Genomic DNA, 23,519 nt, shown 5'->3' with positions numbered 1-23,519 from the left:
AGGAATGGATGCCCGGAAGGGCGATGAGAGGTCTACTTCTAGGCTACGCCGCGCTAATGACTCTGCTCGTCGTTGCAGCGGCAGCACTGGGGCAATGGAAGATGGCTGCGCTCTGCGCCATCGGCGCCGGCCCCGGAATCATCGCCTGCTTCTACTTCTCCAGGAAACGGGCCAGGTAGTCGGGAGGAAGGCCGCTCAAGGCGACGGCCCGCCCCCGCTCCAACGACGTATTTCCTACGAGCAAACCCTCGTAGAGAACATCGACACGAACACCCAACGCGGTGCTTCATAGGGGCGGCTTCCTTGCCAGGGAGTTCGAGCACCGTCACGATCTGCGCAAAGCGTCTTTGGAGAGCCGCTTGACTTGGGGGACGAAGCGAGCGTCCATGGTCGTGGCCGATGAATCGCGTGGGACGTAACGACTCCGCTGGGGCGTGGAAAGAGCGATCGCACTGCTGCACCGATGCCGCCGCCTGCGCACCCGCTGGGTCCGCGACGACATCCACCACGCGTTCGTCACCTTCGGCCCTCATAAGTGCTGCTGATGCCTCCGCACCGCACTGTGCCGGGAGTTGGAACTCTGCTGCGCATGTCGCTGGGGCGTGCGGGGTGACCGTGTCGGGGGTCGGCAACTGCGAGGTGGCGTTGGGGTGTCGGGTCGCCCGGTGTCCGCTCAGAACAGGGCCAGGCCCTCGCCGCTGGTGTCGGCGATGACTGGCCGGGACTGGGCAGGGAGGCCGTCCAGGCGGTCAGGACCGGCCGCGGCGGCCACGGCTGGGGTCGTCTCGGCCAGCCAGAGGCGAAACCGCTCGGCGGCTTCGCGGTAGGGGACTTGCGCCAGGACTCGGTGCTCGCCGGAGGGGCAGAAGTCGACGGCGACGGTGAACAGGCAGGAGCGGGGCGCCTGTTGACTGCCCGTCCAGGACACGCGCAGGACACCGCAGGGCTTGCGCCCGCCGGGGGCGCGGTGGGTCGGGCGCAGCGATCGGCAGGCTATGGAGGCGGTCCATGCGGCGAGGTGCGGCAGGGGCAGGGTGGTGCGTGCGCGACAGCCGGGGCAGCGGTGCCAGTGGCGAAGCCAGTCGTCGGTGTCGGTGCGGAAGAGGCGTGTGTAGCGGTTCGCCACGCGGATGTCGTTGCTGTACAGGTGGTCGGGGCGTTCCTGTGTGTTGCAGGACTGGCAGACGGGGGCGCGGACGTAGCCGTGTTCGTGGCAGTGGTCGAGGACGGTGGCGGGCGCGGTGCGGCAGACGGCGCACGCCCACCCGGCCACCTTGCGGGCGGTACCGGGCTTCCTGCTGAGCACCGAGTACAGCTGGCCTGCCAGCTCGTTGTTGTACGGGCGCAGTGCGGCGGTGGGGCCCTCGGGGTTCGTCGGCTGCCGGCCGCCGGCGTCCGGGGCCGGCCGGGGGTGGGAGGGCGGCTCGGTGGCGGCTGGGCTTGGCCGGCGTCTGCGCGCGGTGTGCACCCATTGCGTTTCGGCGTGCTCGGCCGCATCCAGCAGCCTGACCACAGCGCGCGGCAGCCACCAGGTGCGCTGCGCCCCGTCGCGGGTCCGCTCCACGAGGATCTGCCGCCAGTCGATGCCCGCCAGGGGGTACGGTCGGGCGGCTGCATGCCGCGCTGCCTGCCCGGGGCCGCCCGGCTCCTGCAGTTCCCCCACGATGCGCTGGCGCCAACGCAGCGGCGTTTCCTCGTTGCGCTCCTGCCTCGGCGCCCCACGAAACGGACCGATGCGGACCAGGTCCTGCCGGTCCATCGCCACCGCGTTCAGTTCCGCGGCCGCCCGGCGCACCTCAGCCTCCGGAACACTCCACTGACCGCCGCTCGCCCTCGCCGTCGGCACCACATGGCTGCCGAGCAGGACGTACCTCACCCGGGCGTGGGCAGGAGGGTGGGTGAATGCCCCAGGAGCCGTCGGCACAGCGCTGTCGGCCGTCAAAGCGACCCACAGAGCGTCCGCGGCATCCAGGGTGATCAGGCCGTCCGTACGACCGGGCATGACACGATCTGACATGCCGACAGGCTAACGACCTGCACCGCGGCAACGGATCTCCAAGCACCTCGCCAGCCGGGCCGACTCCCGCAACTCCCTGTTCCTGAGCAGCTGTTCGCCAGCACCTTCCGTGCCCGCAGCCTCACCACCACAACGTCAAGAACCGGGCAAGCCGCCCTCGCACATCAGCGGTCCCCGAGCCCGGACGAATGGAGCAACACAGTCAGTAAGGGCGGACGATCGCCCCAGGGGGTGGCCTGCTCGATGCGTCAGAACGCATGCGTAGCAGTCGGGCCCGCGCGGCCTCACATCCGGGATCTCAGCACGTCGACCTCACAGCCCGGCGCGAAGGGGTCGAAGCCGTGCTCGATCAGCCAGCGAACCGCCAGCAGGCTTCGCAACGACCACCACGCGTGGATCACGTCGAGGTCGATGTCGGTGCCATAGCCGGCGATGACGTCGTCGAGGTGCTCCTCGTGTCCGAGCGTGAAGGTGGCGAGGTCGTACAGGGCATCCCCCTGGCCCGCCTCGGACCAGTCGATGATGCCGGTGACCTCGTCGCCGTCGACGAAGACGTGCGCGATCTGCAGGTCGCCGTGGGTGAACGCCGGAGTCCACGGCCGCAGCGCGGCCTCGGCGACCTGGCGGTTGCGGGTGACCAGGTCGGCGGGCAGGAGACCGTTCGTCACGAGCAACTCGCACTCGTCGTCGAGTTCCGCCGCCAGCGCGACGGTGCTCCGCCCGGCCCGGCCCGGCAGGGGCGGCAGGGGCGCTTCGTGCAGCTTCCGGATGGCGGCGCCCGCCGCGGCCCACGCCGCCGGCGACCCGGTCGACGGCCCGCCGAGGCGCCCCAGCGTCGTCCCCGGGAGTGCGGCGATCGCGAGCACGGGCGGCTTGCGCCACAGGACCTCCGGGGTCGGGACCGGCGCGCGGGACATCGCCTCGACCTCGACGTCGATGCGCGCCTGATCGGCGTCCACCTTCAAGAACACGTCGCCGACGCGCAGAGTGGCGCGCTCGGAATGGGCGACGACGACTTTGACCTCATCCATGGGCGACCAGTATCCCGGGGATGATCGTCGACGTCGCCGGGTTTATCACGTGCGATTACGCGGCTGACCGCGTCCCGCTACCCGGCGGCCCCGTGCCCGACACCGGCCTCTGACGAGGTCGAGCCCACCACTTTTGTTAGGAGTTCTTGCGCCGGGCAATCCGAGGAACCGCGGCAGCGTCATGGGATCAGCCGGTGATGCGCATCAGGGAGATGCGGTCGCCGTCGACGGTGAAGGCGAAGTCGGAGGGGCCGTTGAAGCCTTTGCCGCCCACCTGGGCGCTGACGGTGGTGGTGTCGGCCTGGGTGCGGACGCCGGTGACCTTCAGGGTGACGTCCTTGCCGATGAACTCGTCGTCGCTCCAGCGCCGGATGGCGTCGCGGCCGCGGAACTCCCGGCCCCAGTCGTCGACAGCGCCGTCGGCGGTGAAGGCAGCAAGGAAGGCGTCGGTGTCACCGTTGTTGGCAGCGTCGAGGGCGCGCTGAACAGGGGCGGGGGTGTCGGTGGCAGCCATGGAGGATTGACCTTCTTTGGAAGCGGAGGCGGAGGCGGAGGCGGAGGCGGAAGGGGACGCGCTGGTGCTGCTCTGCGTACTGCTCTTGTCATTGCCGGAGCCGCCGCATGCGGTGACTCCGGCGGCGAGGCCGACCGCAGCGACCGCGGCGGTGCAGCGCAGCAGGAGGCGGCGGGCGCCCCGCGGGGATGAGAGGGCGGCGTTCCGTCTCCCGAGCCCTGCCGGATCGTCGTTCAGGGACATGCCGTCATCGTCCGTGTCTTCCTCCAGGGGCGGCCAGCGCAGCAGAGCCGAAAGGGTGCCGGGGACCGTGGCCCTGTCTCGGTCTCGCTGTGATGCCCGTATCCGTAGCCAGGGGCGGCACGGCGCCCCCGGGCCCCACGTTCCGCACCGGTCACTGGGTGCGGCGGGGCGGCCATGACAGGGCGAGGAGTGCTGCGACGAGCGCTGTGGTGGCCCATACAGGCTGTGCCACGGTCATGGAGACCGCTACGGTCACTGCGGCTGCGCCGGGATAGCGCAGGGCAGGGGCCTCGGCGGAGGGCAGCGCGCACGTGGCCCACAGGGCCAGCAGGGCGACGGTGACGGCCAGGGCCAGAGGTACGGCCGCGTGGTCTGTGGCGCCGGGCACACCCGCCCGGTCCGCGAGGAAGCGCACGCCCGAGCCGACGGCGCACAGGGCGCCGAGGAACACGTAGTGCCCGTAGGTCCACCCTCTCCACCGCTGCGCCACCAGCCGCGCGTGCGGCATGCCGCGGTAGAGCCAGACCAGGCACATGACGGTGCCCACGGACAGTACGGCCACGGCGAGCAGCGTGCCGCGCCGTCCGGTGTCGTCCAGGCTCTGCTGCACGGTCCAGATCGTCGCGGCCACCGTCTGGGCGGCCACGGTGAGGGTGAAGCGGAGATGGCGCCCCGCGAAGTGGGCGGGGTTGACCGGCGGCGCGCCGCGGCGTTCGGCCCACAGCGGCGCGGCGAGCTCGCCTGCGGCAAGGAGCAGGAAGGCCGGCAGCTGCCAGGAGTCGGGCAGCGCGAGCCGTGCGCCCCATCCCGCTTGGAGCAGCAGCAGGCAGGCGGCGAACCGCCGGCACGTCGCGCGCCGCAGTGGGTCCGCCGCGGCGGCGCGCAACCACTGCGCGGCGAGCGGGATCCGCATGACGGCGTACCCGATGGTGATGACGGTGAAGTGGCCCTGGGCGAAGGCGCGGGGGACCCCGGCGGCGAGCACGCAGGCTCCGATGATCTGGAGCGTGGTGACGGCCCAGGTCACACCGTCGTCGGTGTCGTAGGCGGAGGAGAATCTGCTGTAGGCGACCCAGGCCCACCAGATGGCGAAGAAGACCATCGCGAACTTGAGAAGCCCTTCCGCGGACTGTGCGGCCGTCCCCGCATCGGACAGCTCCTTGGCGAACTGCACGGCGGCGAAGCCGGACGCCGCGGAGAACGCGAGGTCGAACAGCAGCTCCAGCGCGGTCTGGCCGCGGGGTTCCGACGGTTCCCGGGGCCGCATCCGGCGGTGCCAAGGCGTCCCGCCCCGGTCAGCCGGCCGTGGCGTCATGGCCGCCCCCGCGAATGGTGCGCATCGTGGCGGCCAGGCCGAGCAGGCAGGCGGTCGTGGCTGCGGCGAGAGCGAGGGGGCTCAGTACGTCGGTCAGCCCGGCAAAAACACCGAGCAGGACCAGGACGGCGATGGCCACCAGCCGCGAGGAGGCGAGGACGCCGGTCCGGGCACGGATGTAGAGGAGGTTTCCGAGGAGGTAGAGGACGGGGCCGCCGACCACGCACCAGATGACCTCGGGCTCGACGTGTCCGGTGGGGTGCAGGGTGACCTGCTCGATGGAGACGGCCACCACGATCGCGCCCGCGATCATTGCAGCGTGGGCGTAGGCGTAGCCGGAGCGGGCGATGGCGGTCTGCAAGGCCCCCTCGGGGTCCGCTTCCCGCTCCTGTGCCGCCTGGATGCGAAAGCCGAAATAGTTCCACCACAGCAGCACCAAAGTGGCGAAGCCGATGACGGTCGCGGCGACGACCGGACCCGTCAGCTCGACCTCGTCCAGGGTGAACCCCATGATCAGGATGGACTCGCCGAGCGCGATGATGAACACCAGCCGGTTGCGCTCGGCCAGATGCTCGCGGTGCAGCGGCCAGGTGTGCATCGGGGCCGCACCGAATCCGGGTACGGCGAAGTCGATCATCGGTGCCCCGTAGTCGATCACCACCGCCGCCAGCCACCACCACAGGCGGTGCTCCTCAGGGGCGAACGCCCCGGCGATCCAGAAGACGCCCGCGAAGGCCGTCCAGCACAGCATCCTGGCGTAGTTCCCGCCGAGCACCTGGCCGCGGCAGGCCACCACCATGAAGGCGGTACGCAGCAGCTGCAGGCCCATGTAGGAGGCGGCGAACAGCATGCCGTCCGAACCGAATGCCTCGGGCAGGGCCACGGCCATGCCCAGACCGAGCAGCATCAGGGCCACTGTGAGCAGCCGGACCACGCCGCTGTCGGGGTTGAGCCAGTTCATCGCCCAGGCGGTGTAGTTCCACCCCCACCACACCGCCAGGAACAGCACCGCGGTCTGTGCCGCTCCTTCGCCCGTGAGGTGCGCGAGCAGGAAGTGCGACAGCTGGATGACGGTGAAGACGTAGACGAGGTCGAAGAACAGCTCGATGGCTCCCACCTCGGGAGCACCGCCTTCTGCCCGGTCCCTGAGCAGGCGTCGTCCGGTGTGCTGGGCGGTCATGATCGCAGCCAGCTGGATAGGGCAGGGATGATGAACTGGGCGGTCACGAGCGCCTCCGGAAAGAGCAGGGCGGCGGGCGAGAGCCACAGCCCGGCGGGGCGCGTCGACAGCCTCCATCCGCCGGGCCGACTACGCACCGCCGGGCCGGCTACGCAGGTCGGGGACGGCAGGACCCGGCCTGCGTAGCCGGCCCCTGCCACCTCTCACAGCCTCGCCCTGACCATCCGCTCACGCCACCGGAGCGCCCCGCGGCCTACCAGGCGCACAGGACATCGGCGCCGGGGCATCCGCGCCCCGACCGGCGCGGGCACCGCCACCTTCCGCCGGACCAGGCCGTAAGACCTGCAAGACCTGCATGTGCGCAGTAGGCGACTGCCTCATGTAGGCCACTCCTTCATGCAGGCCACTCCCCCAGACAGGCAACTGCCCCGGACTGTCGGTGCCCTCGCGTGCGTATCCGGCTTCACGTACGGGGAGGCCAGCGGTCAGTTGATCTCTCGGTCGCGGCCGGACCAGTACGGCCGGCGGAGCTTGAACTTCTGGATCTTGCCGGTGGCGGTGCGGGGGATGGCGGTGCGGAACTCGACGCTCGTCGGGGCCTTGTAGCCGGCGATGCGCCGCTTGCAGTGGGCGATGATGTCGGCCTCCTGGGCCGTGGCTCCTTCGGCGAGGACGACGAGGGCCTTGATGGTCTCGCCCCACTTCTCGTGCGGGACGCCGATCACGGCGACCTCGGCGACGGCCGGGTGACTGAAGATGGTGTCCTCGACCTCGATGGAGGAGACGTTCTCGCCGCCGGTGATGATGACGTCCTTCTTGCGGTCGGAGATCGTCAGATGACCGTCGGTGGCGTCGAAGGTGCCGCCGTCGCCGGTGTGGAACCAGCCGTCCTGCAGGGCCGCTTCGGTCTCCTCCGGCTTGTCCCAGTAGCCGTCGAGGACGACGTTCGAGCGGGCCAGGATCTCGCCGGACTCGGATTCTTTGAGCTTGACGCCGAGGGCGGGCAGGCCGGCGCGGGACAGCTTGCGGGCGCGCTCCTCGGCGGGCAGGTGCGCGTCGGCGGGCCGGGTGCGGTTGAACGTGAGGAGCGGGGAGGTCTCGGTCAGGCCGTAGATCTGGGTGAATTCCCAGCCCAGTTCCTCGTCCATGCGCTGGATGGTCCGGGTGGGCGGCGGGGCGCCCGCGCAGATGACGCGCACCCGGTCACGGCCGGGGATCTCGCCCTCCCAGGTGGCCGCCGCATCCAGGACCGCGTTCCATACGGCGGGGGCGCCGCACATGAGGGTGACGCCGTGTTCGTCGACCCGACGCAGGATCTCCGCGCCGTCGACCTTGCGCAGCACCACTTGCTTGACGCCCAGTCCGGCCATGACGTACGGCATGCCCCAGCCGTTGCAGTGGAACATCGGCAGCGTGTGCATGTAGACGTCGCGTTCCCAGACGCGGGCGTGCAGGCCGAAGGTGAGGCCGTTGACCCAGATGTTGCGGTGGGTGAGCTGAACTCCCTTGGGGCGGGCGGTGGTTCCCGAGGTGTAGTTGATGGTCGCGGTGGCGTCCTCGTCCGGGTTGGACCAGGGGCGGGGGTCGATGCCGAAGCGCATCAGTTCGCTCTCGGTCTGCTCGCCGAGGACGAAGCGGTGGCGGGCCTTGACGCCTGACAGCGCGTCGTCCAGTTCCGGGTCGACGAGCAGGACGGAGGCGCCACTCTGCTGCACGACGTAATCGGCCTCTTCCGGTTTGAGGCGGAAGTTGACCGGTACGCAGATCCGGCCGCTCATCGGCACGGCGAACAACAGCTCAAGGAGGCGGGTGGAGTTGTGGCTGACCACCGCCACCCGCTCGCCCTCGCCGACGCCGAGTGCGTCCAGCCCCGCCTGCCACGCCCGTACCCGCTCGCCGAGTCGGCCGTACGTCACATCGGGGACCGGCGGGGCGGGCTGCACCGGCTCGTCGACCACACCGGTACTGGAGGCGAACCCCAGCTCTGCGCGATCGAGGAAGTCCGCGACGGTCATCGGGATACGCATGGCTTGCTCCGTAAGAAGGTGGGAAGGGGGGCGAGGAGGGAAAGGGTGGTCACGGTGTTCTCTGGTGGCTCGGGGCGGGTGGCGGTCCGTCCGGTGCTTCGGGGCGCTCGGGCAGGGGGTGCGAGGGGTACCTGCCCAGCGGCCTGGCCAGGTGAAACGGTGATGTCGTGCGGCGGTCGGCGGCGATCGTGGGTCAGGCCGCCAGCCGCAATGGGAAAGAAGAGCCCCCTGATCTTGACGTCATCAAGACGTCGTGGGCGCGCCCGATGTAGGTGATGCAGCCGTCGCTGTCGCGGGAGCCGATGTCGCCGGTGCGGTAGTAGCCGCCGGCCATCGCCTCGGCGGTGCGCTCCGGTTCGCCGTGGTAGCCGGGGGTGGGGCGGCCCATGGAGGCGGTGGTGCCGGAGGTGAAGTAGGGCATCAGGGTCTCGTCGGCGGGGGTGGGCCCGTCGGCCGCGTACACCTCGGGGCTGTGGTGGGACTCCTCGTACGCGATCCGGCCCTGCGGGGCGCCGCCCACCGCGACCCGGGGGTAGTCGCCCGGTACGTCCGCGAACTTGCCGGTGTCCTCGGCCCGTACGAGCACCTGGCGGGCCCGTCCGCGCGCCACCCGGCCGGCGAGGTCGGCCGGGCCCAGCAGCGGGGTGGCCGGGATGACCACGGCGCGCGGCTTCATGGCGGCCAGCGCGGTCTCCCACAGCTCGACCTGGTTGCCGAGCATGACCACGATGCGGTCGCCGGCCCGCACGCCCTGTGCGGCCAGCCAGTTGGCGACGTGTGCCGAGCGCCGCCGCAGCTCCTCGAAGGTGCGGCGCGGCTCGCTGCCGTCCTCCTCGACGATGTGCAGGGCGGTGCGGGCGGTGCCCTCGGCCATCGGGTCGAACCAGTCCAGCGCCCGGTTGAAGTGCGCGGGGCGGGGCCAGGCGAAGCCCTGCCGGGACGCTCCGTAGTCCTCGCGGTGCCCCAGCAGAGAGTCCCTGGCCGCCCGGAACTCTCCGGTGGCCCCGCTCGTGCCCGTCGCGTCCGCCATGTGTCCTCCTCGTTGCCGCACCCCTGGTGCACATCGTGTAATCAGTGGCGCGTCTCTCACCACCCCCGGACGGGGGGAAGCGGAGGTTTCGAGGTGCCCATGGAGCCGGGCGAGTGCGAGGAAGTGCGGGCGGCGCTGCTGCGGCTGCGGCGCGGCAGCGGGCTGCCGGTGGCCTTCGGCGGGCTGTCGGCGGGGACCGGGCGCTACCGCATCAGCGAGCTGAGCGGGACGGCCACGGCCGCGCTGCGCGGGCTGCGCGTCGAGTCCGGCAGCGGGCTGGGCGGCAAGGTGGCCGCCAGGGCCCGGCCCTTGGCGGTCACGGACTACCCCTCCTCGCCCGTCATCAGCCACGAGTACGACGCGGCGGTGGCGGCCGAGGGGCTGCGGTCGGTGGTCGCGGTGCCGGTGGTCGTACGGCGCAGGGTGCGCGGGGTGCTGTACGGGGCACTGCGCCGGCCGCTCCAGCTCGGCGACCGGCCGCTGTCGGCGGCCCTGGATGCGGCCAGGGAGCTGGAACAGGCCCTGGCCGTACAGGACGAGGTGCGCCGGCTGCTGTCGGTGGCGCGTCAGCCGACCGTCGCGGACCCGGCGATGTGGGAGGAGGTGCGCGACGCGCACGCCGAACTGCGGGCGCTGGCGCAGCGGGTGAGCGATCCGCTGCTGCGGCAGGAGATGCTGGCGGTGTGCGGCAGGCTGGCGACGGCGTCCTCGCCGGGCCGTACGGCCTCCGGGAGTACGGCGCTGTCGCCGCGCGAGGTGGACGTGCTGGCGTGGGTGGCGGCGGGCGCGACGAACGCGGAGGTGGCGCAGCGGCTGGGGCTGCGTCCGGAGACGGTCAAGGGCTATCTGCGGTCCGCCATGCGCAAGTTGGGGGCGCACACGCGGATGCAGGCGGTGACGGCGGCGCGGCGGGCGGGGGTGCTGCCGTGACGCTCCGCTGAGTCTGCGGAGCATCGTCCCGCGCAAGTTGGGGCGCACACGCGGATGCAGGCGGTGACGGCGGCGCGGCGGGCGGGGGTGCTGCCGTGACGCTCCGCTGGGACTGCGGAGCATCGTCCCGCGCAAGTTGGGGCGCACACGCGGATGCAGGCGGTGACGGCGGCGCGACGGGCGGGGGTGCTGCCGTGACGCTCCGCTGGGACTGCGGAGCGTCGTCCCGCGGTGTGTCGTCCGTGGTGTGTCGGCTGCGGGCTCGTCGTGGCCGGTCGCGCGGTTCCCCGCGCCCCGGCCAGGGGCCCGGGCCCCTGGCCGGGTGGAGACGTTCTCCACCCTCACTGCGCCAAAAGATCCACCCCGAGTCGGCCCGGGGCAGGAGGCGGTGGGGAGCCGGGGAGGGGACAGTGGTCGCAGAGCGAAGTCCCCGACCCCGGAAGGCTCCGATGAACGCCCCTGACGATCGCCGGCGCACCGCGCGGCGGGCCGTACTGGCCGCACTGACCTGTACCGCGGTGGCGGCCGGCGTGCTGACGCCCGCGAGCGCCGTCGCCGACCCGCGACCGGAGCCCGTGCTCCAGGCCCCGCAGGGCACGGTCATTCTGCCCAACCTCGACGACGACAGCCGGCGCTGCACCCTGCGGCCCGGCGACCTGGACCGGCTGGACGTGGCCGTGGACGAGCGGCTGGCGGCGTGCAACGACGCGGCGGACGAGGTCGTCAACGGCGCCGAGGACGCCAAGGACCTCACGCCGCTGCGGGTGCCGCCGGCGCGCGTCGGGCAGGGCGCCAGCGCCCGGGTGTCGGTGCCCCCGGCGCAGCGCCCGTACGTCCGCGTCTTCGTGCGGCGGGACGGCCGCTATGTGTCGCTGGGCGGCGACGGACGGCTGAGCGCGCGCGAGCTGCGCCGCGGGGTGCAACTGGCCGTCGAGGGGCGGGACATCGTGCGGGACCGGGCTCGCTGGGACGGCCGGGTGGAGGTCTCACTGTCCGTCACCGACCGCGGGCACACCGCCCGTACGCGCCTGGGGATGCGGGTGGCGCCCGTGCTCCTGCAGAACGATCTGCAGCGGGCCCGGCACGTCTTCGCCGCGGCGCCCGGGCCGGGCGAGGGGCAGCCCGCCGAGGTCCCGGCGGCCACCCGGCCGCCCGGCCAGTGGCCCGAGTTCGCCCGTACGCTGCGCGCGGCGGCCAGGGCGGCCGGGCTGCCCGATCGCGAGCTGCGCTTCCAGCCGGGCGGGGCCCAGTGGTGGAAGGACATCTGGCGGCAGGACATCGTCGAGCCCGCTTATGTCAGCAGGCCCGCGCCGGGCGGCGCGCACACGATGCGCATCCTGCTGCGCTCGCCCAACTACTGGAAATCCGAGGACGGCAGGAGCGCGAGCCTGCGGCGGGCCGGGCGGCTGCTGTTCAAGGACCTGCGCGGCCCCGGGGTCGGTGTGGTCCAGCAGTACACCACCCGGCGCGACAAGAGCGTGGACGAGCTGCAGAACTTCACCGGCAACTTCGAGTCGCTGCCGCCGTACGCGGGCTTTCCCAAGGGCCGGGTGGTGTACGGCAGTTCGGCCGCGCGCCGCCCCGATCCCTCGTTCGTGAAGATGCTGTGGGCACAGGGGCAGCAGCGGCCGGTGGTCATCGACACGTCCTGGCTGATGGTGGGGCACGCCGACGAGACCGTGCATGTCGTACGCGCCGACAACGCGCGCGGCTGGACGCTCGCGGTCTCCGATCCGCGGATGGCCATCGAACTGCTCCGGCGGGCGCAGAAGGCGGGCCAGGGCTCACAGCGGCTGTTCGCCGACACGGTGGCCGACGACAAGCCGACCGTCGAGGAGTTCCTGCGCTACGACGCGGCGAAGGGCGACAGCGCGGACGCCGCGCGCCATATCGACCGGCAGGTGCGGGTGCTGCTGCGGGAGACCGGGCTGACGGCGGGCGAGCTGGTGCGGCTGCCGGTGCTCTACTACCGGCTGCCCGAGGCGGGCGGGCGGCACATCGCCTTCTCCCCCGCGCTGGCCAACGGGCTCTCGCTGACCGCCCGCGACTTCGCCGCCCCGCTCCCGCACGGTCCGCGGGTCGCCGGGCGCGACCTGTTCCAGGACGAGGCCGAGCGCCGGCTGACCGCGAACGGCGTGCGGGTGCGGTGGGTTGAGGACTTCTCCTGGGCGCATCTGAGCGGCGGCGAGGTGCACTGCGCGACCAACGCGCTGCGCGAGATCACCCCGTAGCCCTCACCGGGGCGCGCCCGCCGCCGGCTACTTGTCGGCGGTCAGCGTGCCCGCCGCGCCCCAGCTGTCGGCCGGGGTCTCCTGGATCCAGACCGTCACGGTCTCGGCGGGGATCTTGTACGCGTCCACGAAGGCGTCGGTGATCTGGCGGACCAGCTCCCGCTTGAGCTCGACGCTGCGCGGACCCTGCTGGACGGTGACCGTGGGCATGGTGCAACTCCCTTTTCCGCGGCGGCTTCCCGGCGTTTCCGGGCCGCTCACCGGCATGCCCTCAGTCCACCGGATCCGGCCCGCGCGACCAAGAAGCGGATCGCGCACACAGCGATCACGAAACGAGATCGTCCTCGGCGCGGGCGGGCGCACCGCCTTGGGGCGGTGTGCAGGCCGCCAGGAGGCGGTCGAGGCAGGCGGGCGGTGAGGTGCGGTGCACGGCCAGGGAGGTGGTGAGTTCCAGACCGGGGGAACGGAAGGGGAGGAAGGCCACCCGGGGCGAGCGCAGGCCGCGGGCGTGCGAGGCGTAGACGACCGTCCAGGTCGGGTCGGTGGCGCCGCCGGTGCCGATGGCGGCCAGGTTGTCCTGGAGCGAGCCGCCCGGCGGCCCCGGTACGGGCTCGAACCCGGCGTCGTGGCAGGCGGTGACGACCAGGTCGACCAGCGCGGGGTTGCCGCGGCGCGCGATCAGCCGCAGCGGGACGGCGGCGAGGTCCTGCAGTGCGACCTCGGCGCCGTCGGCGAGGGGGTGGCGGGCCGGCAGGACGGCGACGAGCGGGTCCTGCCACAGGGGCACCAGCCGGAGCCCCTCCACGTGCCCGGCCGGGACCCCGCCCCGTACGAACGCGGCGTCCAGCTCCCCGGCCGCCACCCGCTCCAGCCGCTCGCGGGCCGGTGCGGACACCAGCTCCACGCCGATGTCCGGGGCGCGTTCGGCGAAGCCGTCCAGGACGCGGTCCAGGTGCTCGCCCAGGCCCGTACTGGTGCCCAGGCGCAGCGTGCCGCTGCGGGTGCCGACCAGGCCCGCGACGACGGCGCGGGCCCGTCCCTCGGCGTCCAGCAGTGCGCGGGCCTCGGGCAGGAACCGCTCGCCGACCGCGGTCAGCCGCACCCGGCGCGCGGAGCGGTCGAACAGCTCGGTGCCCAGCTCCCGCTCCAGGCGCCGGATCTGCTGGCTGACCGCGGACTGCACGATGTGCAGCCGCTCGGCCGCCCGCCCGAAGTGCAGCTCCTGCGCGACCGTGACGAAGTACCGCACCTGCCGCAGCTCCACGTGAGCCCCTCCCCGTTCCGTACCGGTCCGCCGGTGTGCGCCCATGCCCCGCACACATGATCCACTCGACGTACCGTACGTCCTGCGGAGCGCTGCGCCGGGAGTGCGGTCGTGCATCCACAGGCCGGTGGGGGCTGGTCGCACAGTCCCCGCGCCCCTTGCGCGACCGCGGCTCAGTAGTCCTCGCCCGTAAAGGGCGCCAGCTCCGTCTCCAAGGCGGTGTCCAGGGCCCGGACGGCGCCCGGGGTCAGCTCTGTCACCAGCCCGGCGCGCACGAGGTGGCGCAGCGGGGTGGCACCGAGGTAAACCGAGGCCAACTCCCGTACGTCCAGGGCGACATCGGCGGGCTCGGCGGTCGGCTCATAGGTGGCGCCGCCGGGGGTGACCGTCAGGCGGAAGCGGCCGGCGTTGGCGGGCAGCGCCGCGTCGCTCACCTCCAGGACGAGGTCGGCCGGCGCGGCCCAGGAGCGGGCCGTCAGGGCGGCGCGCACGTCCACCAGCCGGATCCACAGCGCGGGGTACTGGCCGGTGACCCGCACCTGGTCGCGGTCGGCGGCGAAGTACTGCAGCGGGTCGTCCACCGGCCGGGCCCAGGCCCGCACCTTCTTGGAGAGGTCGATGGAGGCCAGATAGCGCCACAGGGCCGCGGCGACGGCCGGGGTACGGGCCTCCAGCTCGTCGACGTGGACGGTGCCGTTCTCCTGGACGCCGTAGATGACGTAGCCGTCGGGCGCCGCGCCCGGGTCGCCGAGGACGGCCACGCGCGGTACGCCGTCGTTGTCCTCGCCGCCCTCGGACAGCACCTCCTGGCGCCACCAGTCCAGGTCGCGGGCGTTGCGCCCGCCGCGCCGGGCGCGGCTCGCGTCGTACAGCGGCGCGATCAGCCCGGGCGCCTCCTGCGGCGGGACCAGCCGCAGCGGGCGCTCGTCGGGCTCGATGCGCAGGGCGAGCGGCTTGCTGGAGTCGATCTCGACGGTGTACGCCTCGGTGCCGGGGCCGAAGCCGAAGCGGCCGTAGATCGCCGCCTCCGACGCCCACAGGCAGGCCAGCGGCTGTCCCGCCTCGGCGCAGCGGCGCCACAGCCCGTCCAGCATGCCGCTGAGCGCGCCGCGGCGCCGGTGGGTGGGGGCGACGGCGACGAAGTCAAGCCCCGCGCAGGGGAGTTCGCCGCCGGGGACCGACAGCTGGAAGGGGTGTCCGACGGTCAGGCCGACCAGCTGCTGGCCGTCGTAGGCGCCCACCCGCGCGCAGTTCAGCAGCAGTTCGTGGTGGCGCTTGCGGGTCTTGTCCTCGGTCTTCTCGTGGAAGGCCAGGTAGCAAAGGTCCAGTGCCCGGTCGATATGGGCTTCGGGGATGTCACGGATGTCCATCACACAAGGACGCTAACTCCGCGCCCAGGAGCCGTCATACCGATTTTCCGGCGGCCGCGTGCACCGGCGCGTAGCGGATGTCCCACGAGGCTCCCGGCGCGGCCGTCTCCAGCACCGTGGCGGCCTCCGCCTCCAGCGCGGTGCGCCGCGCCGCCGGCACCTTCCCGAACAGTTCGACGGTCAGCACCGCCGTACCCTTGCCGCTCTCCACCCGCCACAGCCCGGCGACGAACCCGTCCAGCAGCAGCACGCGGTAGGAGACGTTCTTGTGCGCGGTACGGTCCGCGTGCGCGGGGTCGACGATGCGGGCGCGGTCCGCGTAGGAGAGGCAGACGTTGTCGAACTCCGACAGGAAGCGGACCGGCGCCTCGGTCTCCGGGTCCGGCAGCGGCGCGTCGGGCAGGTCGAAGAGCTCCACGCCCCGCTCGTCGCGGAACGTGCGCAGCCGGGGCCGCAGTACGTCGATCACCTCGCGCAGCCGGGTCAGCCCGGACCAGATCTGCATGTCCTTCACGGAGGCGGGGCCGAAGGCGGCCAGGTAGCGCAGCAGGACCGGCGCCACGTCCGGCGCGCTCGCCTCCTCCCGTCCCAGCCAGGCCTCAACGGTGGTGTGCGCGGCGGTCGCGCTGCGGCCCCACAGGGCGCGCGGGGTGACCTGGACCAGCGGCAGCAGCTGGCGGGCGGCCATGGCCAGCGGCCACCGCTCGTGCCGCGGCCACTCCTGCTGGAGCAGTTCCCCGAGCCGCGCGGGGGTCAGCGGGCGCTCCTGGACCAGCTCGCGCGCCCGCTCGGTGAGCCGGTCCACATCCACCCCCGCCAGCTGCCTGCCGAAGCTGCCGCGCAGGGTGCGTTCGTGCACGGAACGGGTCAGCGGGCGCAGGACGAGGGCGTCCTCGGCGCTGACCAGGTGGATGGTCGAGCGCATCACGGAGATCCGTACGGCCCGCCGCGCCTGGAGCTCCTGCGAGAGCTGCTGCGGCCGGAAGCCGGCGAGCCGGGCGGCCAGGGCGTAATAGGGCGGGGTCGGCGCCTGCGCCTGGAGGCCCACCAGGTGCTCGACCGCCCGCAGCGGTGTCATCTGCGCGCGGCGCAGCAGCAGTTGGCGCTCCAGGGTCGCGCGGTTGAGGGCGCGGGTGGTCAGGACGGGTGCGGTGGCCGGCTGCGTCATGGCCGCAACGCTAGAGCCCCTTGCGGACAGCTTCTATCCGCAAGGGGTCGCATCCGGGCGGGGTGGTTCAGCGGCGCCCTCCCCCGGGCCCGGTGAAGAAGTCCCGCACCCGGCGGCGGGCCGGCGCGTCCTCGGCGTAGTCGTCGTCGCCGTCGTCCCGGCTGTCCACGACGGTCCAGCTGACCGCGGAGACGGCCGGTTCCAACGACAGCCTGCTGACGGCCTCTTCGAGAAGGCTGTCGTCGCGGCGCTCGGTGGTGAGCTCCGCGGCAACGGTGACCTTCCCCTCCTCCTCCGCGTCGCGGCTGTGCACGGCCCGCAGCCGAAAGCCCGGCCGGGCGACGGCCTGGACGACCAGCGCCCGGATGTGGGCCTCCTCCGCCTCGGTGCACACCGCCTGGAAGTAGTAGTCGGTGGCGATCTCGGCGCCGCCGCGCGGCTCGCGGTCCATGCGCCGGCCCAGCGGGCGCAGCAGCAGGTTGGCGCCGACCACGGCAGCGGTGCCCAGCCCGGCCATCACGTACAGGCCGGTGCCCGCCAGGGCCCCGACCGCGGCCGAACACCACAGCGTGGCGGCGGTGTTCAGGCCGCGGACGCTCAGCCCGTCGCGCATGATCACGCCGGCGCCGAGGAAGCCGATGCCGGAGACGATCTGTGCCGCCACGCGTGAGCCGTCGTAGCCGGTGGTGCTGGTGGCGTCCGCGAACCCGTAGGTGGACAGCAGGACGAACAGCGCCGACCCGGCCGCGACCAGCGCGTTGGTGCGCAGCCCCGCCATGCGGGCCCGCCACTGCCGCTCCAGGCCGATGACCGCCCCGAAGCCCAGCCCGGCGGCGATGTTGCCCGCCATCTGCCACTCGTTGACGATGACCATGATCCGTATCCCCTGCTCCCCTTGTCCTTGATTTCCTCCCGTGCTATCGGCCGGTCACAGCCAGGTGTTGAACCGGCGGATGTACCAGGTCTTCACGCCCTGGGTGAGCAGGCAGTACGCCAGCAGCGTCCCGGCCAGCCACGGGAAGTAGCCGATCGGCAGCGGCTGCATGCCCAGCACCGACGCCAGCGGCGAGAACGGCAGGGCGATGCCGAAGGCCATCACCACGGCCGTCATGAGCAGGACGGGCGCGGTGGCCCGGGACTGCACGAACGGGATCTTGCGGGTGCGCAGCATGTGCACGACCAGCGTCTGGGTCAGCAGCCCCTCCACGAACCAGCCGGACTGGAACAGCGCCTGGTGCGCCTCGGAGTTGGCCCCGAAGACGTGCCACATCAGCAGGAAGGTGGTGATGTCGAAGATCGAGCTGGTCGGGCCGAGCACCAGCATGAAGCGGCCGATGCCCTTGGCGTCCCACTTGCGGGGCCTGCGCAGGTACTCCTTGTCCATCCGGTCCCAGGGCGTGGCCAGCTGCGAGATGTCGTACGCGAGGTTCTGTACGAGCAGCTGCATGGCCAGCATCGGCTGGAAGGGGATGAAGGCGGAGGCCACCAGCACCGAGAAGACGTTCCCGAAGTTGGAGGAGGCCGTCATCTTGATGTACTTGATGGTGTTGCCGAAGGTCTGCCGGCCCTGGATGACGCCCTGCTCCAGGACCATCAGGTCCTTCTCCAGCAGGATGATGTCGGCGGACTCCTTGGCGATGTCCACGGCCGTGTCCACGGAGATGCCCACGTCCGCGTCGCGCAGCGCCGCCGCGTCGTTGATGCCGTCGCCGAGGAAGCCGACGGTGTGCCCCTCGGCCTGCAGCGCGCGCACGATCCGGGCCTTCTGTACGGGGTTGGCCTTGGCGAACACCGTGGTGGCGCGGACCAGTGCGCGCAGCTCCTCCTCGTCCAGGCCGTCGATCATGGTGCCGGTGACGACGCGGCCCACGTCGATGCCGACGTCCGCGCAGACCCGGGCGGCGACCAGTTCGTTGTCGCCGGTGACCACCTTGACCGCGATGCCGTTGTCGGCGAGCGCGCGCAGCGCCTGCGCGGCGTCCTGCTTCGGCGGGTCCAGGAAGGCGAGGAAGCCGATCAGGGTCAGCTCCGCCTCGTCGGCGACGGTGTAGGCGTCCTTGTCGGCGGGCAGCGTACGCATCGCCACGGCCAGCACCCGCAGGCCCTGGCGGTTGTGGTTCTCGGCGGTCAGTACGGCCTGCTCGCGCAGCGCGTCGGTCAGTGCGACGCGGCGGCCGCGGTCGGTCAGGTGCGTGCACAGGCCGAGGACCTCCTCGACGGCGCCCTTGGTGATCAGAGTGTGCTCGGTGGCGGGCCCGCTCAGGTCGTTGCGGCCCAGCACCACCGACATCCGCCGGCGGGCGAAGTCGAAGGGGATCTCGTCGACCATCGTGAAACGCGCGTCGACGACAACCTCCTCGGCCTCGTGCATCCGGTCGATGACGGCCTGGTCCATCAGGTTGCGCAGCCCGGTCTGGAAGTGGCTGTTGAGGTAGGCGTACTCCAGGACCTCGCTGTCCTCCTGGCCGCGGACGTCCAGGTAGCGGTCCAGGACGATGCGGTCCTCGGTGAGCGTGCCGGTCTTGTCCGTGCACAGCACGTCCATGGCGCCCAGGTTCTGAATGGCGTTCAGGCGCTTGACCACGACCTTGCGCCTGGACATGGCGACCGCGCCCCGGGCCAGGTTGGTGGTGACCACCATCGGCAGCATCTCGGGGGTCAGGCCCACCGCGACCGCGACGGCGAAGGTGAAGGCCTCGGCCCAGTCGCCCTTGGTGAAGCCGTTGATCGCGAAGACCAGGGGCACCATGACCAGCATGAAGCGGATCAGCAGGAAGCTGACCTTCTTCACGCCCGCGTCGAAGCTGGTCTCGGGGCGCTCGCCGACCAGGGACCCGGCCATGGAGCCGAAGTAGGTGTCCGAACCGGTGGCCACGACCACGCCGGTGGCGGTGCCGGAGGTGACGGAGGTGCCCATCAGGACGAGGTTGTCGGCCTCGACGGGGTCGCTGGTGGTGTGCTGCCCGTAGTCGTGCGTACGGGAGTCGGCCTTGGCGACGGGCAGCGACTCGCCGGACAGCGCGGCCTGGCTGACCATGAGGTCCTTGGCGGCCAGCAGTCGCAGGTCGGCGGGTACGAGGTCGCCGGCGGCCAGCTTGACCAGGTCGCCCTTGACGACCTTGGCCATCGGGATCTCGACGGTGGTGGGCTCGTCGCCGTGGCCCGCGCGGCGCTGTACGGCGCAGGTCGTGGTGACCAGGGCGCGCAGCGCGGCGGCGGCGCTGCTGGAGCGGTACTCCTGCCAGAACCGCAGCAGGCCGCTGATGAGCACCATCGCGCCGAGGATGGGGATCTTGGGGTCGAAGGGCTCCTCGTCGGCGACCTGGAGCCACTGCGCGTACATGACGACGACCAGGACGGCCAGGATGAGGATGAAGGGGTTCCAGAACGCCCTGGCGAGCTGGGCGTACCAGCGCGGGGCGCGCTCGTGGGCCACGATGTTGGCGCCGTCGCGCTCCAGGCGGTCCACGGCGTCCTGATGGCGCAGCCCCGCGGCGGTGGAGCGGACGTCCTGCAGGACGCGGGCCGCCGGGAGGGAGCTGACGGCGGCCAGTCGCGCGCCGACGGCCCGGGTGCGGGTCTGCAGCTCCTCGGCCTTGCGGTCGCGGCGCGGGCGGCGGCCCGGCGGAGCGAGCTTCTGGGGGGTGAGCAGATCGGTCATGACGAAATACCTCCCTGCGCGCGGCGGGCATACGGGCATGCGACTGCACGGCCCGGCCGTAAAACGGCATGCCGGCATGGCCTCTGCGCGAAGAATTCACTAAAGGTCGTGCGGCCCTGGAAAAGGGCAGAATGGGGCAGCGGGAATAGCCCTGAATTCAGAAAGTGCGCACAGCGCGGCCGACACCGCCGCCCATGGGGCGTACCGGCGTCAATGCATGGAGATGGTCAGCAGCTCAGAGTGCTACGACACCGCTGCGGCAAGGACTTCCCTCGGGACTGTGACTACTCATCCCGATCACCTCCTCGCTCGCGCGGACAGAAACGGTGCTCTTCAGATCAGCACCTACCTCTTCGAATACTGCCATACCTCCGGTATTCCTCTGTAGTCCTTTTGGCCAAGATTCCCCCATCTCCAGGTGCGGCATCGGTCACACGCACGAGGCGGTGCGGCACCATCGTCGGCATGACGACGGGGAGCGCGCCTGCGGCGCGAGCGGGGCGTTGGCGGCGGCCGGCCGCCTGGTGCGCGGGGCTGCTGCTGGCCGGTGCCAGCGTCCCGCTCGGCTTCCGCGCCGCGGGCGCCGACGGCCCCACCCCCGTCCCCCAGCTGCTGGCCTTCCTCCCCTGGCTGCTCGTCCCGATCGGCGTCGCCCTCGTGCTCTGCCTCGCGGCGCGCTGGCGCACCGGCGCCGTCTGGGCGGCCCTCGCCGCCGTTGTGACCGCCTTCTTCCTGCCCGCGTACGGGGACGCGCCGGGCGCCGCGCCCGGCCCGCGCGTCGCCGGGCTGCGCGTCCTGTCCGCGAATCTCCAATTCGGCCGGGCGACCGGTGAGTTGCTGAAAGCCTTGCGCCGCGAGAAACCCGATCTGGTCTCCGTTCAGGAATGCGACCGGGCGGTGTGTGCGGCGGCGCTGGAATCCGCCGAGCTGCGCGCCGCGTATCCGTACCGGCTGATCGCGGGCGACGGCGAGGCCGAGGGTTCCGCGATCCTCAGCACCTATCCGCTCACCCCGGACGGCGAAATTCCCGCCGAACTCGCCATGCCCCGCGCCCGTTTGACCGTCGCGGGCCGGCCGCTCCTTTTCCAGGTCGCCCACCCCATGCCCCCGGTCCCCGGATCCCTTCCCGCCTGGCGCACCGAATTGGGCCGCCTGCGCACGCTGGCCGCCTCCCGTTCCTCCGGCCCTCTGATCATCGCCGGGGATTTCAACTCCTCCCAGGACCACGCCGCTTTCCGCGCCATCCTGGACGCCGGGGTCCACGACAGCGCCCGGCTGGCCGGCCGGCCCCGCACCCCCTCCTGGCCGGCCGCCACCGCCCCGCCCTTGGGCGCCCAGATCGACCACATCCTGACCAGCGACGCGCTGCGCGCCCGTAGCGCGCGCTTCCTGACCCTGGCGGGCAGCGATCACCGGGCGCTGCTGGTGGAGCTGGATCTGTACGCGGCGCGCTGACCTCGGGTCGGCGCCGCCTGCGGGTCAGGCGTCCGGCGTCAGATGCCGCCGAAACCAGTCCGTCAGGGCCTCGTCCACCCTTTGGGCGAGCGGGAGTTGAGGGGCGGGCGCCAGCCCCGGCCGCTCGGCCAGCGGGTGGGCCAGGCCCGGGACGGACGTCAGCTGCACGCGCGCGGGGTCGGCGTAACGGGCGCGGAGGGCCCCGGTCAGGTCCTCGGCATCCGTCCGCAGCGTGGCGTAGTCGCGCTCCCCGCTGACCACCAGGAGCGGGGGCTGCGGGGAGCGGGCCGCGAGGTCGTCGGCGCGGGCGACGAAGTCCAGATGGCCGGCCGCCGCGCGCGCCTCGGGGGACCAGGTGTACGGGCGGCCCGTCGCGGCCTCTATGACGCCGACCACCGAGCGGGCTCGGATGGCGGGGTTGACCAGCGCCGCCGCGCGGACCGGCACACGGTTGCGGGCCAGTACGCACAGGGCGACGGCGCCGCCCATCGAGCCGCCGAGCACGCCGACGGGCCCGCCGTCCACGGGCAGCCGCTCGCGCAACTCCGCGAGGGCCGCCGGGAGTTCATCGGCCGCCTGGCGCACCAGCGGTTCCATGTACGCCAGCATCGCGTCGCGCCGGGAGAGCGCGACGACGGCGTCGGTCCGGCCGTCCGGCATCCGCGCCCCGCACAGCGGCAGGCCCAGGTGGACCCGCCAGGCCGGCACCCCGTCCATGGGCAGCGCGGCGGCGAAGGCCGCGTCGGTGCAGGGCGCGTCCAGCATGTGCCAGGTGAGCAGCAGCGGCGCCGGGCCAGGCCCCGGCTCACCGGGCGGCAGCGCCGTGAACGGCACGCCCCCCGCCGTGCCCGTGATGGCCGCTGTCTGTCGTGGTGCCGTCATCCGCCGCCTCCTCGCCCCCGCGCACGTGATCGTCCGGTCCCCAACGTAGGCAGGGGGCGGCGCGCACCGAAGGCCGTTCGCCCTCAGCGTTGCCGCTTTCAGCGGTGTTTGCGGCGTCAGTTGCCGGGCTCGTGCGCCGCCCGGTGGTCGTAGTCGGCACGCGCCCGGGCGATCTCGTCCTGGTGCTGCTCGGTCCAGCTGACCAGGGCCTGGATGGTGTCGTGCAGGGTGCCGCCCAGCGGCGTGAGCTCGTAGTCCACGCGCGGCGGTACGACGGGGTGCACGGTGCGCCGCACCAGGCCGTCGCGCTCCAGCTGGCGCAGGGTGACCGTCAGCATCCGCTGGCTGATGCCGTCGACCTCACGGCGCAGTTCGGTGAAGCGCAGGGTGCGGCGCTCCAGCAGGGCGATCACCAGCAGCGACCACTTGTCGGCGACCCGGTCCAGGATCTGGCGTACCTCGCAGCCCTCGCGGACGTCCCACTGGCGGGGGTCGTAGTCGCACTCGGCGCCGTCGGTTCCCGCGCAGTAAGTCGGTGACTTCGCAGTGCCTTCTTCCATGGCTGACCAGAGTGCCGCAGGATGCAATCAGTAACAAGAGGGAACCGACCCCCCGTAGGGGAACCAAGGGCCCCACCGCCCTCTCCCGTCTCCCGCCCCGCGCGCCCCCTCCCGGTCTCCCTCGCCCTCCCGCGCGCCGACCCTGACCCCGGTCCTGGTACGGCGCTTCGGCAGTGCCCGGCTGATCCTCGCCGGGCTGATCCCGGCCGCCCTGGCCTACGCCCTGTTCGCCCGCGTCGGCGCGGACTGGAGTTACGTGGCGATGTTCCCGACCATGCTGCTGATCGGCCTCGCCTTCCCCCTCGCCCTCGGCCCCCTGACCATCGTGGCCACGGACGGCATCGCCGCACACGAACAGGGGCTGGCCGGCGGCCTGTTGCTCACGCCCTTCAGTTCGGCGCGGCGCTGGGCCTCTCGGCGGTGTCGGCGGTCCTGACCACCGCGGCCTCCCCGGGCTCCTTGAGCGGCTACCACGCGGCCCTGCTGGTCCCCCTGGCCACGGCCATACTGGCCACCGTTGTCAGCCTCACAGGGCTGCGGCGTTCCCGTACGGGCCAGGTCCGAGCAGTCGGTTGAAAGCGGGTGCCGGTCGCGCGGTTCCCCGCGCCCCTCTTGGGGCACGGGCGGACCGCGGCACTCAG

Annotated in this window: 17 protein-coding genes and 2 pseudogenes; 4 read left to right on the top strand and 15 right to left on the bottom strand. The window is 72.4% G+C overall.

The genetic code is table 11. From position 1 onward, the window contains the following. Nucleotides 1–673: 673 nt before the first annotated feature. The 7 genes and pseudogenes from AC4IJH_RS03325 to AC4IJH_RS03295 all read right to left on the bottom strand — a co-directional run. The gene (locus AC4IJH_RS03325; RefSeq protein WP_490849936.1) at nt 674–2,017 is read right to left on the bottom strand and encodes an endonuclease domain-containing protein; all 1,344 of its coding nucleotides are present in this window, start codon (nt 2,015–2,017) and stop codon (nt 674–676) included. 284 nt (nt 2,018–2,301) lie between these two features. Continuing rightward, entirely contained in the window at nt 2,302–3,048 is a 747-nt protein-coding gene (locus tag AC4IJH_RS03320; RefSeq protein WP_490849935.1) for a phosphotransferase family protein, read from the bottom strand. A gap of 187 nt (nt 3,049–3,235) precedes the next feature. Continuing rightward, complete coding sequence (locus AC4IJH_RS03315; protein ID WP_490849934.1) at nt 3,236–3,562, bottom strand: nuclear transport factor 2 family protein; 327 nt, start codon at nt 3,560–3,562, stop codon at nt 3,236–3,238. Between the two features lie 394 nt (nt 3,563–3,956). Then, nucleotides 3,957–5,072 (bottom strand): low temperature requirement protein A, encoded by a 1,116-nt coding sequence (locus AC4IJH_RS03310; protein ID WP_490849933.1) that lies wholly within the window; start codon nt 5,070–5,072, stop codon nt 3,957–3,959. 28 nt (nt 5,073–5,100) lie between these two features. Further along, nucleotides 5,101–6,300 carry a low temperature requirement protein A gene (locus tag AC4IJH_RS03305; RefSeq protein WP_490849932.1) on the bottom strand — a complete coding sequence of 400 codons (1,200 nt, stop codon included), beginning with the start codon at nt 6,298–6,300 and terminating at the stop codon, nt 5,101–5,103. 485 nt (nt 6,301–6,785) lie between these two features. Continuing rightward, entirely contained in the window at nt 6,786–8,327 is a 1,542-nt protein-coding gene (locus tag AC4IJH_RS03300) for an AMP-binding protein (RefSeq protein WP_490849931.1), read from the bottom strand. A gap of 391 nt (nt 8,328–8,718) precedes the next feature. Continuing rightward, nucleotides 8,719–9,357, bottom strand: a pseudogene (locus AC4IJH_RS03295) (AMP-binding protein); the annotation flags it as partial. A gap of 99 nt (nt 9,358–9,456) precedes the next feature. On the opposite strand from AC4IJH_RS03295, the gene AC4IJH_RS03290 reads away from it, so the two are divergent. Then, the gene (locus tag AC4IJH_RS03290) at nt 9,457–10,287 is read left to right on the top strand and encodes a helix-turn-helix transcriptional regulator (protein ID WP_490850040.1); all 831 of its coding nucleotides are present in this window, start codon (nt 9,457–9,459) and stop codon (nt 10,285–10,287) included. A 449-nt stretch (nt 10,288–10,736) separates the two neighbouring features. Continuing rightward, the gene (locus tag AC4IJH_RS03285) at nt 10,737–12,518 is read left to right on the top strand and encodes a protein-arginine deiminase family protein (protein WP_490849930.1); all 1,782 of its coding nucleotides are present in this window, start codon (nt 10,737–10,739) and stop codon (nt 12,516–12,518) included. Between the two features lie 27 nt (nt 12,519–12,545). Here the strand turns inward: AC4IJH_RS03285 and dmpI are convergent, their stop codons facing one another. From dmpI to mgtA, 6 genes are all read right to left on the bottom strand, one after another. Next, nucleotides 12,546–12,728: a 4-oxalocrotonate tautomerase DmpI gene (gene dmpI, locus AC4IJH_RS03280; protein WP_490849929.1), complete on the bottom strand. Its 183-nt coding sequence runs from the start codon at nt 12,726–12,728 to the stop codon at nt 12,546–12,548. A gap of 115 nt (nt 12,729–12,843) precedes the next feature. Beyond that, entirely contained in the window at nt 12,844–13,782 is a 939-nt protein-coding gene (locus tag AC4IJH_RS03275; protein ID WP_490849928.1) for a LysR family transcriptional regulator, read from the bottom strand. A gap of 173 nt (nt 13,783–13,955) precedes the next feature. After that, nucleotides 13,956–15,152: a GNAT family N-acetyltransferase gene (locus AC4IJH_RS03270; protein WP_490850039.1), complete on the bottom strand. Its 1,197-nt coding sequence runs from the start codon at nt 15,150–15,152 to the stop codon at nt 13,956–13,958. 34 nt (nt 15,153–15,186) lie between these two features. Then, nucleotides 15,187–16,320, bottom strand: coding sequence for a winged helix DNA-binding domain-containing protein (locus tag AC4IJH_RS03265; protein ID WP_490849927.1), 1,134 nt, complete (start codon nt 16,318–16,320; stop codon nt 15,187–15,189). Nucleotides 16,321–16,387: 67 nt separating this feature from the next. After that, entirely contained in the window at nt 16,388–17,188 is an 801-nt protein-coding gene (locus tag AC4IJH_RS03260; protein ID WP_490850038.1) for an MgtC/SapB family protein, read from the bottom strand. A 60-nt stretch (nt 17,189–17,248) separates the two neighbouring features. Beyond that, nucleotides 17,249–19,981, bottom strand: coding sequence for a magnesium-translocating P-type ATPase (gene mgtA / locus AC4IJH_RS03255; RefSeq protein ID WP_490849926.1), 2,733 nt, complete (start codon nt 19,979–19,981; stop codon nt 17,249–17,251). A gap of 465 nt (nt 19,982–20,446) precedes the next feature. On the opposite strand from mgtA, the gene AC4IJH_RS03250 reads away from it, so the two are divergent. Next, nucleotides 20,447–21,436: an endonuclease/exonuclease/phosphatase family protein gene (locus AC4IJH_RS03250; RefSeq protein WP_490849925.1), complete on the top strand. Its 990-nt coding sequence runs from the start codon at nt 20,447–20,449 to the stop codon at nt 21,434–21,436. 24 nt (nt 21,437–21,460) lie between these two features. Here the strand turns inward: AC4IJH_RS03250 and AC4IJH_RS03245 are convergent, their stop codons facing one another. Both AC4IJH_RS03245 and AC4IJH_RS03240 read right to left on the bottom strand, forming a co-directional pair. Continuing rightward, complete coding sequence (locus AC4IJH_RS03245; RefSeq protein WP_490849924.1) at nt 21,461–22,318, bottom strand: alpha/beta hydrolase family protein; 858 nt, start codon at nt 22,316–22,318, stop codon at nt 21,461–21,463. Nucleotides 22,319–22,434: 116 nt separating this feature from the next. Then, nucleotides 22,435–22,878, bottom strand: coding sequence for a winged helix-turn-helix transcriptional regulator (locus AC4IJH_RS03240; RefSeq protein ID WP_490849923.1), 444 nt, complete (start codon nt 22,876–22,878; stop codon nt 22,435–22,437). Between the two features lie 133 nt (nt 22,879–23,011). Between AC4IJH_RS03240 and AC4IJH_RS03235 the strand changes: the two are divergent. Beyond that, a pseudogene (locus AC4IJH_RS03235) lies at nt 23,012–23,454 on the top strand (MFS transporter); the annotation flags it as partial. Between the last annotated feature and the right edge of the window lie 65 nt (nt 23,455–23,519).

Source organism: Streptomyces sp. UF-297, assembly GCF_058245575.1.
The sequence above is the reverse complement of the archived record's forward strand: the minus strand, read 5'-3'. Positions and strand labels throughout refer to the sequence as shown.